12 protein-coding genes and 7 tRNA genes are annotated in these 15,517 nt (G+C 45.9%); 1 reads left to right on the top strand and 18 read right to left on the bottom strand.

The window, feature by feature from the left end; genetic code table 11:
- Positions 1-16 precede the first annotated feature (16 nt).
- From clpP to AC6I1H_RS05165, 16 genes are all read right to left on the bottom strand, one after another.
- Positions 17-601, bottom strand: a complete 585-nt coding sequence (clpP, locus tag AC6I1H_RS05090) for an ATP-dependent Clp endopeptidase proteolytic subunit ClpP (protein WP_497739892.1) — start codon at positions 599-601, stop codon at positions 17-19.
- A 53-nt stretch (positions 602-654) separates the two neighbouring features.
- Positions 655-2,001: a trigger factor gene (tig, locus tag AC6I1H_RS05095; RefSeq protein WP_497739893.1), complete on the bottom strand. Its 1,347-nt coding sequence runs from the start codon at positions 1,999-2,001 to the stop codon at positions 655-657.
- Between the two features lie 122 nt (positions 2,002-2,123).
- Positions 2,124-2,207: transfer RNA gene (locus tag AC6I1H_RS05100), tRNA-Leu, on the bottom strand.
- Between the two features lies 1 nt (position 2,208).
- Positions 2,209-2,284: transfer RNA gene (locus tag AC6I1H_RS05105), tRNA-Lys, on the bottom strand.
- A gap of 1 nt (position 2,285) precedes the next feature.
- Positions 2,286-2,359 (bottom strand) — tRNA-Gln (locus tag AC6I1H_RS05110).
- Positions 2,360-2,460: 101 nt separating this feature from the next.
- Positions 2,461-2,537: transfer RNA gene (locus AC6I1H_RS05115), tRNA-His, on the bottom strand.
- A gap of 4 nt (positions 2,538-2,541) precedes the next feature.
- Positions 2,542-2,618, bottom strand: a tRNA-Arg gene (locus AC6I1H_RS05120).
- Positions 2,619-2,695 (bottom strand) — tRNA-Gly (locus tag AC6I1H_RS05125). It lies immediately after the preceding tRNA gene.
- A 107-nt stretch (positions 2,696-2,802) separates the two neighbouring features.
- A tRNA-Pro gene (locus AC6I1H_RS05130) sits at positions 2,803-2,879 on the bottom strand.
- A 77-nt stretch (positions 2,880-2,956) separates the two neighbouring features.
- On the bottom strand, positions 2,957-3,544 hold the full coding sequence (locus AC6I1H_RS05135; RefSeq protein ID WP_497739894.1) for an XTP/dITP diphosphatase: 588 nt from the start codon (positions 3,542-3,544) through the stop codon (positions 2,957-2,959).
- Positions 3,545-3,551: 7 nt separating this feature from the next.
- Positions 3,552-4,274 (bottom strand): ribonuclease PH, encoded by a 723-nt coding sequence (gene rph / locus AC6I1H_RS05140; RefSeq protein WP_497739895.1) that lies wholly within the window; start codon positions 4,272-4,274, stop codon positions 3,552-3,554.
- Positions 4,275-4,288: 14 nt separating this feature from the next.
- Positions 4,289-5,290, bottom strand: coding sequence for a GerMN domain-containing protein (locus tag AC6I1H_RS05145; RefSeq protein ID WP_497739896.1), 1,002 nt, complete (start codon positions 5,288-5,290; stop codon positions 4,289-4,291).
- 77 nt (positions 5,291-5,367) lie between these two features.
- Complete coding sequence (locus AC6I1H_RS05150) at positions 5,368-5,889, bottom strand: DUF2179 domain-containing protein (protein ID WP_497739897.1); 522 nt, start codon at positions 5,887-5,889, stop codon at positions 5,368-5,370.
- Positions 5,890-5,945: 56 nt separating this feature from the next.
- Positions 5,946-7,892, bottom strand: a complete 1,947-nt coding sequence (locus AC6I1H_RS05155) for an N-acetylmuramoyl-L-alanine amidase (RefSeq protein WP_497739898.1) — start codon at positions 7,890-7,892, stop codon at positions 5,946-5,948.
- Positions 7,893-8,022: 130 nt separating this feature from the next.
- Positions 8,023-9,057, bottom strand: a complete 1,035-nt coding sequence (locus tag AC6I1H_RS05160) for a GerMN domain-containing protein (protein WP_497739899.1) — start codon at positions 9,055-9,057, stop codon at positions 8,023-8,025.
- A 56-nt stretch (positions 9,058-9,113) separates the two neighbouring features.
- The gene (locus AC6I1H_RS05165; protein WP_497739900.1) at positions 9,114-9,833 is read right to left on the bottom strand and encodes a redox-sensing transcriptional repressor Rex; all 720 of its coding nucleotides are present in this window, start codon (positions 9,831-9,833) and stop codon (positions 9,114-9,116) included.
- Between the two features lie 136 nt (positions 9,834-9,969).
- Here AC6I1H_RS05165 and AC6I1H_RS05170 point away from each other — a divergent pair, with 136 nt between their 5' ends.
- Positions 9,970-11,451, top strand: coding sequence for an oligosaccharide flippase family protein (locus AC6I1H_RS05170; protein WP_497739901.1), 1,482 nt, complete (start codon positions 9,970-9,972; stop codon positions 11,449-11,451).
- Positions 11,452-11,563: 112 nt separating this feature from the next.
- Here AC6I1H_RS05170 and AC6I1H_RS05175 read toward each other — a convergent pair whose 3' ends face one another.
- Together AC6I1H_RS05175 and pepF are read right to left on the bottom strand one after the other, a co-directional pair.
- Positions 11,564-13,243 carry a Na+/H+ antiporter NhaC family protein gene (locus tag AC6I1H_RS05175; RefSeq protein ID WP_497739902.1) on the bottom strand — a complete coding sequence of 560 codons (1,680 nt, stop codon included), beginning with the start codon at positions 13,241-13,243 and terminating at the stop codon, positions 11,564-11,566.
- Between the two features lie 450 nt (positions 13,244-13,693).
- Positions 13,694-15,484 (bottom strand): oligoendopeptidase F, encoded by a 1,791-nt coding sequence (pepF, locus tag AC6I1H_RS05180; protein ID WP_497739903.1) that lies wholly within the window; start codon positions 15,482-15,484, stop codon positions 13,694-13,696.
- Positions 15,485-15,517 lie beyond the last annotated feature (33 nt).

Below are 15,517 nucleotides of genomic sequence, written 5' to 3' on the forward strand. Positions count from 1 at the left end.
CACACTCCTTTTAAGCTTATTTCCTCTTGTGGATCACCTCGTCAATCAGGCCATATTCCCGTGCCTCTTCCGCTGACATAAAGTAATCCCTGTCGGTATCTTTTTCTATCCTTTCAATAGGCTGTTTGGTATGTTTTGCCAGTATTCCGTTTAGTAATTCCCTCAATCGAAGTATTTCTCTTGCATGGGTCTCAATATCCACCGCCTTTCCCTGAACTCCGCCCCAGGGCTGATGGATCATTATGCGGGAATTGGGAAGGGCGTATCTCTTGCCCTCGGCTCCCGCAGTGAGCAGTACAGCCCCCATGCTGGCGGCCAGCCCCATGCACATGGTGGATACCTTCGGTTTGATGTACTGCATGGTGTCGTAGATGGCAAGGCCCGCGGTCACAGACCCGCCTGGACTGTTGATGTAAAGGAATATATCCTTGTCGGGGTCTTCCGATTCCAGATACAGCATCTGAGCGATGACAAGGCTTGATACAGTATCGTCGATGGGAGTTCCTATAAAAATAATGCGCTCTTTTAAAAGTCTGGAATAGATATCATAGGCCCTTTCTCCTCTGTTGGTCTGTTCCACAACAATCGGTACCAAACTCAATTAAAAACCCTCCTTAGAATAATTTAGTCCTCCCCTCTGCCGCCCCGGAACATTCACGAATTCTCCTTCTCTGGAGAGTTCTCCTTTTCTTTTTGCACATCTTCCAGCGTCTTTTCTTTCACTTTTGCATTGGAGATGAGAAAATCGAATATCTTTCTTGTCAAAATAATATCCTTTATTCTTGATATGTCCTCCGGTTTGAGGTTCTTTCTGTATTCATCCACGGTTTTTTGAGCCATGTCCGCATACTTTTTTATTTCTTCGTCCGTCTCTTCATCGGATACCTTAATGTCTTCGCGTTTTGCTACTTCCTGAAGTATGAGCGAGGATTTTACATTGAAATGGGCCTTGTCATGGAATTTTTCTCTGAACTCCTGAGGAGTCATCTTCGCAGCTTCTAGGTAAGTTTTAAGGTCGTATCCCCTTATCTTTAGATTGAGAACAAATTCCGTGATAAGGCGGTCTATTTCTCTGTCGATCATCACATGAGGAATGTCCACTTCCGCAGTTTCCATCAGCTTATCTATAATGGCGGACTTCAACGAACCTTCTTCGATTGTTTTTGCTCTCTCTTCCAATTTATTTTTTATGTCTTTTTTTAATTCTTCAAGAGTGTCAAACTCGCTGACATCTTTGGCAAATTCATCATCCAGGGGTGAAAGTTCCTTTTTCTTGAGTTCCTTCAAAGTCACGCTAAATACGGCCGGTTTGCCCGCCAGGCTTTCAACTTTATAGTCCCCGGGAAAAGTTACATTTATATCTCTGCTTTCTCCCGGCCTCATACCTTCGATTTGCTCCTCAAAACCTTCGATAAAAGCTCCTGAACCAATTTCAAGAGAATAATTTTCCGCCTTGCTGCCATCGAAGGGTTTGTCGTCAACCTTTCCGTCAAAATCTATGACGGCTATGTCGCCTTTCTGAGCGGGTCTGTCTTCCACCGCAATGAGCCGGGCGTTTTTTTCCTGGATAGCTTTGAGTTCTTTCTCCACATCATCTTCAGTTACATTATATACCACTTTTTCAACTTCTAATCCTTTATATTCTTTTAATTTTACTTCGGGGCTGACAACCACTTCCGCCGTGGCGATCAATGGTTTGCCTTTTTCTATTTGTTCTATATCGTATCTGGGCTGATCCACGGGTTCCAGGTGATACTCCTGTACTCCCTGCTGATAAGCCTGGGGCAGGATGATTTCAGCCGCACTCTCATAAAAAACTTCCGGTCCATAGTGCATCTCGATGAGTTTTCTTGGAGCCTTTCCCCTTCTGAATCCCGGAACGGTGAATTTTTTTACGTTCTTCCGGTAAGCCTGCTCCATGGCCTGTTCAAATTGTTCCTCGTCCACTTCAAATTTCAGGACAGCAGTGTTATTTTCTATTTTTTCCAGACTGATTTTCATTATGCTCCTCCTTGCATTTTCAGCCTATCTTTTGCCATTATTATAGCACAAAATTTATGTATAATCTATAATATATGACAAAACAACACCCCGGCATGCGCCGAGGTATTAAAATCCTTTTATGGTGCGGGCAAGAGGATTTGAACCTCCACGGAAAATCCACCAGATCCTAAGTCTGGCGCGTCTGCCAGTTCCGCCATGCCCGCATGGTGAGCCATGGTGGACTCGAACCACCGACACCCTGATTAAAAGTCAGGTGCTCTACCGCCTGAGCTAATGGCTCATGGCTGGGGCGGCAGGATTCGAACCTACGATACAGGATCCAAAGTCCCGGGCCTTACCGCTTGGCTACGCCCCATTATCAGATGTCAGATGTCCGATATCGGATTAAATTTGAATTTTGCTGAAGGCAAAATTCTTCTATTCCGACCTCTCACTTCTGGCCTCTGATTTCTGTTATGGGGTGGATAGTGGGACTCGAACCCACGGCCTCCAGAGCCACAATCTGGCGTTCTAACCAACTGAACTATATCCACCATATGGCGCGCCCGAGGGGATTCGAACCTCTGACCCACGGATTAGAAGTCCGTTGCTCTATCCTGCTGAGCTACGGGCGCTGGAGCGGGAAACGGGATTCGAACCCGCGACATTCAGCTTGGAAGGCTGACGCTCTAGCCAGCTGAGCTATTCCCGCACATTTCAGATGCCGGATGCCGGAGGTCGGATGTCAGATTAAGCAAATTTTACTAAGGTAAAATTCTTCTATTCTGACCTCTGATTTCTGGCCTCTGGCTTCTGATTTGGTCGGGGCAGAGGGATTTGAACCCCCGACTCCATGGTCCCAAACCATGTGCGCTACCAAACTGCGCTATGCCCCGGTCTCAAAAGACATACTATAGTATACATTAAATAAAAAATCGAGTCAAGACTATTTTAGCATATCTTTTTTATATTTTCAAACCCCTTTAAGATACATTTTTATCTTTTCTACCGCACGGGCTCTATGGCTTATCCTGTTTTTCTCGTCGTCCGGCAGTTCAGCCATGGTCTTGTTATATTCCGGAAGATAAAAAACTGGATCATAGCCGAAACCGTGTTCGCCGCGTGGTTTTTCAGCAATTATTCCATTGCAAAATCCGCGTTCGACAAAAAATCCGCCGGCTGGGAAAACAAGAGCCAGGCTGCATACAAACCGCGCCCGTCTTCTTTCCCACGGCACATTTTCCATTTCGGACAGCAATTTTTTAATGTTGTCCTCGTCGGAGGCGCCTTCACCGGCATAACGGGCCGTAAGTATCCCCGGTTTTCCGCCCAGAGCCTCCACTTCCAGGCCCGAATCATCCCCCAGAGCCAGAAGACCTGTTTGCACGGCGACGGTCCTGGCTTTAATCAATGCGTTTTCGTCAAAACTTTTGCCATCCTCGCGGATATCTATACCGGGGAAATCAATGAGCGACATAATCCGGTAAGGCAATCCCCCGAGCATTTGTTTGAACTCCAGCAGCTTGCCCGCATTTTTTGTCGCAATTACAAGAGCTTTCATTTTGACCTCATATTAAAATATCCGCCAGTATTTTCTTTTGCATGTCAATAAGTTCAAAGATGCCTTTTTGAGCCATATTCAGCATTTCTTCGAGGTCCTGCCGCGTAAAGGGGAAAGCCTCTCCCGTGCCCTGAATTTCCACCATCTGGCCTTTATCGGTCATAACCACATTCATATCGACCTGAGCTTTTGAATCCTCTGCAAATATCAAATCGAGCAGCTTCTCTCCGTCGACGATCCCAACGCTTATCGCCGCCACGTAGCTTTCTATGGGTATGGTTTCTATGATTTTGTTTTCTTTCAGGGATTTCAAGGCATCCGCCAGGGCAAGGAAAGCGCCGGTGATGGACACCGTCCTTGTGCCTCCGTCGGCCTGGATAACATCGCAATCAAGCCATATTGTCCTTTCGCCCAGGGCGGATAGATTCACCACAGATCTCAGGGCCCTGCCTATGAGCCTCTGTATTTCCATGGTCCTGCCGCTTGGCCGCAGAGTTTCCCGGACGTTTCTTATTTCCGTCGCCCTTGGGAGCATGGCATACTCAGCAGTGATCCAGCCCTGGCCTTTACCTCTCAGAAACGGCGGAACCTTTTCATCTACCGTTGCGGTACAGATGACTTTTGTGTCTCCGGCTTCTATGAGCACCGAACCCTCGGCATATTTGTTAAAATTTCGGGTGATTATTACGGGTCTGATTTCGTCATTTGCCCTACCATCTATTCTTGCCAAATAGTCTCATCCTCTCAAATATTGCTTGGATTTACATAAATCGGTTTTACAATCGGATTGTCCAGCACAGTGCCTTCAGGCAGCACCCCAGTCTTACCTTCAACCTGCAGGCTCACTTTCTCCACTCCCGGGAACTGGGACACGGTTAAAACCACCGAATTTACCAGCGCCTGCTCCACATCGACCCCGCCGCCGTACCCTTCTATCTCTTTAGAAAAATTGACTACAACTTCCGATTCTTTTTGAGTTGCCTCCAGCACCCTGGTATCCTGCGGCAAAACCGATACCAGCCCCATATTGGCGCAAGGTCCTTTGATAAGTTCTTCTACTGCGGTTTTTATCATATTATCGCTTTTCTTGACCATCCTGGTGACAGGGACGAAGTAAGTAAAACTCCCATTTTCACTGCTTGATTTAAAATACAGAGTTACGGGCACCATATCCTTTGCGGCGGCACTTTCTCCGGGTTCAATGTTGATTTTATCTCTGAAAAGCACATCCTTCAAAACGGTGCCATTCGGACATTTCTTCAGAGGCCTGCCGTCGACCAGAATCTGAACCTTTTCTACAGCTGGAAATTCCGTCAAAGTATACACCACGGAATTGATGGCGTTTTGTTCGGCCGTCTTATCTTTAGAATTTAAAAATTCTTTGCTGAAATCAACTTTCGCCAGACCGTCCTTTATAGTCATGCCCAAAATCTTAGTTCCTTCAGGCAGCGAAGGTTTGAGCCCTTTTTCAGCAAGTTCCGCCCGAAGTTCCGGGCTGTCTACAAGGCACTCCAGAGCGGCTCTTCCTATACCTTCAACCCATGGTATATCTTTGGTTACGGGGACCAGAAGGTTGTTTTCGTTTACAAAATAAAACACGGTTTTTCTCACATTGGCCTGCACCTGCTGGGTTTCTCCGGTTGGCGGGGGTATCGTTTCTGTGCTGTTTTTTTTGAACAGACCGCATCCCGCAATGGTTAAAACCAGATAAATCAGGATTATCAAACATACTGATTTTTTTGGCATGAAAAAACCTCCTTCAAATTAAATCTTACTAAAATATATTATAAAAGAGGTTTTTTATGCCGGTTGAAGGGTAAAATTCATTTGGCTTTCATGGTCTGTTTAAAGTATCCCCCGCGGGTTGCTTTTGTATCCATTACAGTGATAAAAGCCGCCTGATCGTGCTGTTCGATAAGATCCATCAAAAGAGGGAGAGATTTTCTTGATAGCGACACCATCAATACCTGCCGGGAACCCTCTTTTCCCATGCCTTCCAGAACGGTTACGCCAAAACCCTTCCGCCTGATGTCTTCGACCATCTCAGGCTTTGCTGTTATTATCTGGACGGTGGTGAGACCTATAGCCAGCTTCTCTTCAATAAAGCTTCCCACGTAGTTGCCCGTAGCAAACCCAAGGGCATAAGCCATGAGGTTTGCGGGATTATTCAGCCCTCCCACCACCCTGTTTAATGCGGTTATGTATACTATCACTTCAAAAAATCCTATGATGGCAGCGCAAAGCCTGTTGCCCCTCACTATCATGAGTGTCCTTATGGTTGCCAGTGAAACGTCCACCACTCTGGCGCAAAAAATAAAAAGGTAGCCCGCAAGAAGTGAAAACACAATATCACTCCCATTTTAACAACTCAAGGTAATGATATCAGAACTTCCTGTCGGTGTCAATCAAACTTTCCCGTCAGATAATTTATAATGCCGTTCACTATACCCTCGGCGGCTTTTTGTCTGAAATCGTCCGTCAAAAGCAGCATACGATCATTGTTGTTGGTTATAAATGCCACTTCCGCCAGCGCCGACGGCATACGGGTCTCCCGGGTCACCACAAGGCCCGGCCTCTCCACTATTCCCCTGTCGGCAAGGCCGATGCTTTTAACCAGGGCTTTCTGTATCGCCTGCGCCAGAGCCTTTTTTTCCGGGTCGGGATAATAAAGGGTCTCGGTGCCCGAAGCAGAAGCGTTGTCTCCGGCATTGATATGGACGCTTATGAATAGGTCCGCGTTAATTTCATTGGCTATGCCGGCCCGGGTATAAAGGTTCACGGAAATGTCTTTGTCCCTGGTCATAAGTACTTTGGCTCCGCCTTGTTCCAACAGGTTTCTAACCTTCAGGCCGATATCGAGGGTCAGATCCTTTTCCTGCGTATTGCCATAAGAGGCGCCAGGGTCGCTGCCGCCGTGACCCGGGTCTACCACTATGATTTTATTCTGTAGGGGAGATTTGTAAATGACCAGCTCTATTTCCGAAGACGGAGGGGTCGTTGCCAGTTCAAAACTTGTGAAAAAGTTTAAATTTATAATTATTTGCAGGTCGTAATTTTTTGAGCCTTTTATCTTCCTTAATTCCACATTGTTTACAATCCCGTCGTTTACATCCAGGATATCATTTTCAAGCAATTTCTTGTCAACGGCCACTCCCGGAATGACCAGGCGCAGTTGCTTGTTTGCTCTGTCTGCTTTAATCTCATATCCTATATCGCCGTCGGCGGCTATTCTGACGGCAGAACTGCTTTCCCCGCTCTCCACATCGATTTTTTTTACTGTGTTAACCTCCGAAAATATCACGGAAATATTATTTTTATCCTGAAACACCTGATAATTGATATCCGTTTTGAGGTCGAACACAACCCTCACGGTATTGGGATTTACCGCAAATTGACCCAGCCTGATTTTTTCAATATAGTTATTCTCGGGGAGCTCCGGCTGCGACGCCAAAAGAAGCGCATCTTCTATATCCAGAACCAGCCTGTCCGGATTTGAAAGGAAAAAATAATTGATTCCTGTAGATTGTGTCGTAACGAGGTTTACCGTCACCTCACGATCCCCGGCGTCCACCGTAACGTCTTTCAGGGCGTTAAGAAACGAAACAAATATGGTGCTTTTGTCTTCCGATCGGGTGATTTCATACGGCACGTCGCTTTTTAAATCAATAACCACCCTGGAAAGCGGCGGATCCTGCTGGATGCTTCCCATAACCGCCTTTTCAATGAAATCGTCATATATGTATAGGGCATTATTTTCAATGGCCACCTGCCCTTTTATATCCAGAACGATCTTATCTTTGTCGCCCGACTGCTCCGCAATATATTCCAGAGAGCTGTCTCCTTTTAATACTATCGACGGTTTTCCATTTACCACATCATATGAAAAACCGATTATCTTTGCCTGGTACCTGGTAATAGTAACCTTTCTTTCGGCATTGTCCCAGAAAACCTCCGCTCCCAGAGATTCTCCTATAAACCGCAAAGGTACCATGGTCCTGTCTTTGACTATAATCGCCGGTGTGTCGAGAATTACCGGCTGCCCGTCTATCACGGCTTTTCGGTCATTTATCTTAAGCAGCACGGTTTTCGCGAAGTTCGTTATCCTTACGGTTTTCTGTGCGCTGTCCCAGTAAACGGATGCTCCCAGGTTTTCAGAAATTACCCTCAACGGTACCATGGTGCGGTCGTTCACAATGATGGGAGCTACATCGGATTCGACTTTTTTATCATTGATGTATATTTCAATCGGCTTTGCAGCGGTTTTTGATTTCGGGGCAGCTTTCGCAAAGGATGGAAAGCATAAAAAAATAATAACAATCATCAGGATGGGGATAGTCTTTTTTAACATCGGAACCTCCTGTTTTGCGGCATTATCTATTACCATTATATATACTTCGACCCAGATTAGGGAATGTCCTCCTGCAAATTCAATTGTAACAATAATGTAATAAAAAAACCGGTCTTGCCGGTTTGTCATGTCATTTTATTACATTGTACCATTTCAGTCGTGAAATAGGATATGCAATATTTGTGTCGCCTGAGATAGATGCTCTCGGATTGCCGTCTATCAAAAACTGTACTTTGTCTATTTCATCAATGCAAGTCAGGGTCTGTACCACCGATTCCACGGCAATCTTTTCATATTCGGTATCGCTTGCAAAACTCATTAAAAGGCTGCTGTTGACATCTACATATGCTATGCCGTCTTTTATATAAAAATCCTTTAATTCGACCTTCCTTGGGAATATGCCTTTAAGGCTGTCAATGCCTGCCGGACCTTCAATGAGATGTTCTACTGCGGCTTTTGCCTTTTCTTCCGTAGCAGGCGGGATAAACCCGACCTTCTCGTCGGTTTTTACCTGTATTTTAGGAGACTCAAAAGAAATAGGAACAATATATTTTTTAGTTCGATCGGCATAATATACCGTCAGATAATTTTCGCCTGTCTGCGATTCTCCGGCGGCTAAATCGCCGGCCTTTTCCGAAGAAGGTTTGCCTTCCTGCGGCCAATCAACCCAGTTTATGAGCAAAGGCCGTTCGTATACGTCATTCAAAGGCTTTCCTTCAATGCTGATTTTTACTTTTTTGATATCGTCAAACTCGGTGAGAGTGAAAACCAATTGTTCCTCTCTTAACTTTCTATCGTCATCTTTTAAAAATTCCGAGGAAAGATCAACCGAAACAGTATCTCCAGCCACACTGCAGCTATTCAATTTAACGTCTGAAAGTTTATTTTCGAACCCTTCGGGGGTCACGCTGGAAAACAACAGGTTCAAAGCGGCCTTTACAGGCTCTTTCGTGGGCTCTACGCTACGGGTTACCGGGACCAGAAAGCCGTCTTTTACAAAGTACACGAGCACTTTACTCTGATCCTGCCCATCATAAATAACGGCGGGATTCTTTTGATCTAGAGCGGCGGGCGTTTCACCACCTGCAACGGGCTGAGCGTCGCAACCCGCCAGAATAAGGACCGCTATAAAAATAATGATTGCAAACAATCTCGCGCTTTTCACCGGCCAACCCTCCCGGTTTTCTTTATCATTATTTTACCACATAAACCAAAATTTTTCTACCGGTTTAAAACTTTTTTCATCTTTTGTTTCAATATCCTTTCTTCAAGTTTCTCCTCGTTCATCCTGTAGCTTAAAGTAAACAGGCTGTCTATAAGATGAACATTTTCGACAATTATATTTTTGCCGGTGCGCAATTTTGCCATCGAAAAGTTCCAGATTCCCCTAATGGAGGTCCTGTTCAATATTTCCACCACCTCCGGTGCCCTGTCAGATGGTACAGCTATTACCGCTATGTCGACATCATTTCGGTTTATGAAAAAATCCAATTCATCTACATCCAGTATGGGAATATCCCTTATCTTGAGGCCGATAAGCTTCGGGTTGACGTCGAAAAGCGCAAGTATCTTAAATCCGTGGGTTTCAAAATCTTCATAGTTGGCTAGAGCCTGGCCAAGATTCCCCGCACCGACGATGACCATCTTATGGAGGGTGTTCAGGCCGAGAATTTTGGCGATTTCATTATATAGACTTTCCACATTATAGCCGTATCCCTGCTGACCGAACTCGCCGAAATTATTTAAATCCTGCCTTATCTGAGAAGCGGTAAAGCCAAGCAATTGGGACAGTTCCTGCGAAGAAATCCTATCCACATTGTCCTTCAAAAGTTGTCCCAGACATTGATGATACTTGGGAAGCCTTTTGACAACCGCCATAGATACCTTTTTAATATCTTCGGACAATTTTCCATCACCCTTCGATTGATATAACTTTAACATAAATATATCACATCCCGCATACGCAGTCAAACTTTTTTAATTATTCTATTTTTCCTTCTAAACATAAAAATTGACCTCAAGTAAATATAATTTTATATATGGCTTTACAAACCATCTTTCAAGGGAAGTGTTTGATATGAGCCATTGGGCTATTGAAACCGTATTTCTGGCCACAGCCCATTTTGCCGCGGGTATTGTGGGATTTTTTTACAGAATATTTTTGTCAAGAAACCTCGGGCCCGAAGGCATGGGAATATATCAGCAGGCGTTATCCTTTTACGGCACCGCCATCACCCTGATGACGGCGGGGATTCCGGTAGCCGTTTCAAAACTTATTGCGGAAACTGATGCCATAAAATCAAAAAATAAATGCGGCGAAATAGTCGCATCGGCTTTTTTCCTCACCTCGGCCTTTTCCATCCTGGGCGCTATTTTCCTCACTATTCTCGCAGCCTTTTTGCGACGGCGGGTATTATTCCTCATCCTGCCCGCAGCGGTATTCGTAGGTTTTTCTTCTGTCCTTCGGGGCTACTTTCTCGGCATTCAGAAAACTTCTCCCATAAGATGGTCCATCCTTGCGGAAAGTCTTATCCGCACATCGTTTGGTGTTATTGTGGTAAAGAGCCTCGCTCTGGCAGGGCTGGAAGGCGAAACGCGGGGCGCAGTCACCGCACTGGCGGTGGGGGAACTGGCTTCTCTGGCGGCGCTTTCAGCTTTTTTTAAGAAAAGCGCCGGATGCTCGACAGGCTCATGTTTAAAAATACAAAACCCGGCCGGTATTCTGACCATAGCGATACCCGTTTCCCTGAGCCAGTTGATTGGTTCGCTGTCCGGTTCACTGGAAGCCCTGCTGGTGCCCAGGAGCCTGGAGATTTCCGGGCTCAGCGCCTCCGACTCCATGGCAATTTTCGGAAAAACGGCCGGAATGGTCCTCCCTCTTTTATATTTTCCCGCGCTGTTTACCATGTCTCTTTCATCCAATATGATTCCGAGAATAGCCGCAGCCCTTTCCAGAGAGAACACCGCTTACGCTTTCAGGCTGTCGGAACAGGCGCTTACTCTGACTTGTCTTTTTTCTTTTGCGGTATCTGGGTTTTTTATTAGTCTGGCAAAGCCTTTGAGCGATTTGTTGTTCGAAGGTTTTCATCTGGACAAACTGATAATGGGGTTTGCTGCAGGTATACCTTTTTTTTATGCGGAACACGTGTTAATGGCAATTCTGCGAGGCACCGGCAACAACCATATACCTCTGATAAATTCCGTTATCAGTTTTTTTATTACAAATATTCTCCTGTTTTTACTAGTCAAAAATCCGTCTGTGGGCATTTACGGTTACTCTCTGGCTCTGATCACCGCATCTTCAGCATCAATATACATAAGCCTCCACTTCCTCGAAAAAAATTTTAAAACCAACTTTAACGCTATGAAGGTAATTGTAAAACCGCTCTTATGCGGCGCATTCATGGCATTCGTTTTAAAATATGCCTATTCGCCGCTGAAGAACCTCGGTATGCCCGAATTCGTCTGCATAGGGGCGGATTTTTTGCTGGGAATCAGCGGATATATAGTGGTTGCCATGGCCCTCGGAACGGATATGCGATTTTACAAAAACAAATGAAGACTTTCAAAAGGGGAGCTTTTTCAAAAAGCTCCCCTGAAATCTTGATTGTTCCAGTGTACATAGTCACTTCCGGTGGTTGTTACCACCCGACCCCTTTGGAGGCCGGAAATTATTTTCCCCTGTCAGCGGGAAGGGTCTTAAGAGTTTTCGCCGGCGGTTCGCCGGTCCAGATTTTATGCATTATATATACCACCACAAAGAACAATGCTATGGTTATAATCCAAACCACAAATGGATGGTCGAAGAATCCCAGTATCAAAAATCCCACCGCCGATGTTATGGCAGCGGTCAGCGCATACGGAAGCTGGGTGTTTACATGTTCGATATGGGGGCAGGCACCGCCTGTAGAAGACATAATGGTGGTATCGGAAATGGGAGAGCAGTGGTCGCCGAAAACTCCGCCGGACAATACCGCTGCTATGCAGGGAAGTATGTTTATCTTCATGGCCACTACCAGTGGTATCACAATCGGAATCATGATGGCCCATGTGCCCCAGGAAGTCCCCGTGGAAAAGGCTATAAAAGCCGAAATCAAAAATACCGTGGCGGGCACCGCCCAGGTGGGGAAGGTCTCGGACATGATGCTGGAGACATAGACTCCGGTGCCGAGTTCCTGGCAGGTCTTACCGATGGTCCATGCGAGAGAAAGTATGAACAGAGCCACCATCATGGATTTTGCTCCCTGGATGACAGCCTCCATGGAATCCTTTAATCTAACGACGCCTCTTACGGAGTAGAAAATGGCGCTTAAAATGACAGTAATTGTGGCTCCCCACACCAGAGATGTGGCGGAGTCGCTGTTCATCACGGCAGTAAAGAAGCCGGATTTGCCCTCAAAGAACCCGCCGCTGTAAGCCATGGCAATGAGCATTATGACTATCAATCCTAGCAGGGGCCCCACCATGTCGATAGCCGAACCCTTTTCGGATTTTTCCAGACTTGCAAACTCATCTCCGGGAGGGTTTTTCATTATGCTTGTATCCCACAGTCCTTTGCCGGATAGGGCCCTTCTTTCTGATACCGCCATGGGGCCATATTCCAGATTCGTAAATGAAGTGACCAGAACCATCAGCACTATGAGCCACGGATAAAAATCGTAGGGAATCATCTGCACATAGACGGTATATGGATTTAAATTCAGCTTATACTGCTCAAAAAGCGGCACCATCAACGACGCCACATATGCCACCCAGGTGGAAACCGGCACCAGGGTGCACACGGGCGCTGCCGTGGAGTCGATGATAAATGAAAGTTTTGCCCGGGATACCTTGAACCTGTCGGTCACCGGCCTCAGGGCGGTCCCGACGGTCATACAGTTGAAATAGTCATCCATAAAAATGAGCACACCCAGGCACCAGGTGATAAAGAGCGAAATGCTTCTGCTTTTTATATGTTTTTCAGCCCAGCGCCCAAAGGCCTGAGGCCCGTTTGCCCTGGAAACCATGCCGATGATGGCTCCCAGCAGCACCGTAAACAGCAACACTCTGAAGTTCCAGGAGGGATCCCCGGCGGTGTTTATCAAAAGCTCCATGGCTTTTTTAAAGGCTTCGATGATGTTGCCGCCGGTAAGGGTGAGCGCCCCTGCCGTAATGCCTATGACAAGAGAGCTCAAAACCTCTTTGGTTATCATGGCAAGCCCTATGGCCAGTACAGGCGGAAGCAGCGACAGGAAACCGTAGTGGGCCGGCTTTTCCGCTTCAGCTGCCTCACCCTCGCCAAAAGCGGGAATGGCAAAAGACAGAATCAATAAAATGATGATACCCCATACAAGACCTTTCCCAAGTCTCAACACAAGTCCCCCTTTGTCAAAATTTTTTTAAAACCATCAAGGGTGCGTAATCCTTTTTTCTCCTCTATATGCCTCCTTTCTCAGAATAGTATTATTTCAGGTCAATTTAAATATAAATTAAACTTTTGCAAATCTTATACCAAATTGCACAATGATAAATATTGTATTATATTCGGTCTTATTGCTTGATAAACGCAATTCAATTCATTGCAAATTCTGCCCAGTTTCTGGCATCTCGGCCGGGATTTATGCATCTGTCTTTATTTTAACAGTTTTTAGCAATGGATTCAAGAGTATTGGCAGATTATCCGGCAAAAATATTTCATGACATGCGTTTTTCAGGTGAACGGCTCGCGCGGCGCCGCGGCACAACGGATGTCAGAGGCCGGAGATCGGATCAAGTGGGATTTGCCAAAAAGAACAATCCGTCTCCGGCCTTTCGAAAATAGGCTACATCAATGATTCATATTCATCCAGCAGCTTTTCAAAAACGTTCAGGGCGTCCATCACCGGCTTCGGCTCGGTGAGGTCTACTTCCACTTTCTTCAAAAGTTCCAGAGGATAATCGGAACTGCCGCCGGACAAAAACTCCTTATATCTTTCCACAGCCCCGGAACCTTCCTTTAAAATCTTTTCCGAAATGGCTATGGCCACCGAAAAGCCGGTGGCATATTTGTAAACATAGAAACTCGAGTAAAAATGAGGTATCCTGGCCCACTCATAATCTATCTGTTCATCGACTGTTATGTCTTTTCCATAGTACTTAACATTCAAATCATGGTAAACTTTATTCAGGATTTCGGCATTTAGAGGTTCGCCTTTTTCCGCCATCTCATGTGTGATTTTCTCGAATTCCGCAAACATCACCTGTCTGTACACGGTGCCCCTGAACTGCTCCATAAAATGGTTCAAAAGGTACATTTTTTCATCTTTCTGTTTTGCTCTCTCCAGCAGATAATTTATCAGAATCGCCTCGTTGCAGGTAGATGCCACTTCCGCCAGAATTATCGGGTATTGGGCGTATATATAAGGCTGGCGGCCGAAGGAATAATAGGTGTGAATGGAATGCCCCATTTCATGGGCAATTGTAAATACATCATCCAGCCTTCCCTGGAAATTTAAAAGCACGTAAGGATGAACCCCGTAGCATCCCCAGGAATAGGCGCCGCCTGTCTTGCCCCGGTTCTCGTAGACATCTATCCACCCGGAATCAAAACCCTGCCTCAAAATGTCGAGATATTCGGCGCCCATGGGAGAAAGCCCTTCAATCACCATATCTCGGGCCTCTTCATAGGAAACCTTTTTGTCGTAATCTTTCACCAGTGGCACGTACAGGTCATACATGTGCAGCTCATCCAGACCCAGCGCCTTTTTCCTGAGCCTAACGTATCTGTGCATAAGGTCAAGACGGTTATGGACCGCATCTATCAAGCTGTCGTAAACTTCCGGCGGCACATTATCCGCAAAAAGTGACATTTCCAGGGAAGAATTAAACTTCCGCTGATTCTTGTAGAATATATCTCTCTTGACATTGGCTGAAGTGGTGGCAGCCAGAATGTTGATGAAACCTTTATACGTCGCATATAAAGCCTCAAAAGCGGATTTCCTCACTTCCCGGCTTCTGCTTTCCATAAAGTTTATGTACCTGCCCTTTGTCAGTTCCACCTCATTACCTTCTTCATCTTTAATTATGGGGAATTTTATATCCGCATTGTCCAGCATCCTGAAAATGTCACCGGGGGCTTCAGCCATCTCTCCGGCATCGGCCAGTATCTTCTCCCTTTCCGGATCCAGTATGTGGTCTTTCATCCTCAGAAGGTCGTCTATGTAATGCCCGTATACTTTCAAATCTTCCCGCTCATTCAAAAAGCCCATGAGCGTTTCTTTTGAAAGGGCGAGTATCTCGGGTTCAACAAAGGAAAGGCTGCTTGAAACCTGAACAGAAAGGCTCATGGCTCGGTCTGCCAGAGCCTGATATTTCGCCCGAGCATTGTCCTCATCCCGGCGCATCCTGGCATACGTAAAAAGCCTGTCAGTCATCCGCCCTATTTCATCCTTCAGCTTTAGCGCCCCTGCCAGTTTTTCGGCTGTATTTATCCTCCCGCGAAAATTTTCCACTTCTTGTAAAAGCTGCTTCACCGTCACAAAATCCTTTTCCCATGATTCGTCGCTCTCATAGATGTCTTCCAGCTTCCATTTGTATTTCGGATCGATTTCTTCTCTGGAGGGAAGTTTGCTCATGCTGCATCATCCTTTCTATTGTTTTACACTACA

It is taken from the genome of Biomaibacter sp. TOL, assembly GCF_059717795.1.

What these genes read in the sequence shown, in the direction of transcription:
- AC6I1H_RS05145 (WP_497739896.1), bottom strand. Translation starts at nt 5,290, where the DNA reads ATGCCAAAAAAATCAGTATGTTTGATAATCCTGATTTATCTGGTTTTA.
- AC6I1H_RS05135 (WP_497739894.1), bottom strand. Translation starts at nt 3,544, where the DNA reads ATGAAAGCTCTTGTAATTGCGACAAAAAATGCGGGCAAGCTGCTGGAG.
- AC6I1H_RS05170 (WP_497739901.1), top strand. Translation starts at nt 9,970, where the DNA reads ATGAGCCATTGGGCTATTGAAACCGTATTTCTGGCCACAGCCCATTTT.
- AC6I1H_RS05165 (WP_497739900.1), bottom strand. Translation starts at nt 9,833, where the DNA reads ATGTTAAAGTTATATCAATCGAAGGGTGATGGAAAATTGTCCGAAGAT.
- tig (WP_497739893.1), bottom strand. Translation starts at nt 2,001, where the DNA reads ATGAAAATCAGTCTGGAAAAAATAGAAAATAACACTGCTGTCCTGAAA.
- pepF (WP_497739903.1), bottom strand. Translation starts at nt 15,484, where the DNA reads ATGAGCAAACTTCCCTCCAGAGAAGAAATCGATCCGAAATACAAATGG.
- AC6I1H_RS05155 (WP_497739898.1), bottom strand. Translation starts at nt 7,892, where the DNA reads ATGTTAAAAAAGACTATCCCCATCCTGATGATTGTTATTATTTTTTTA.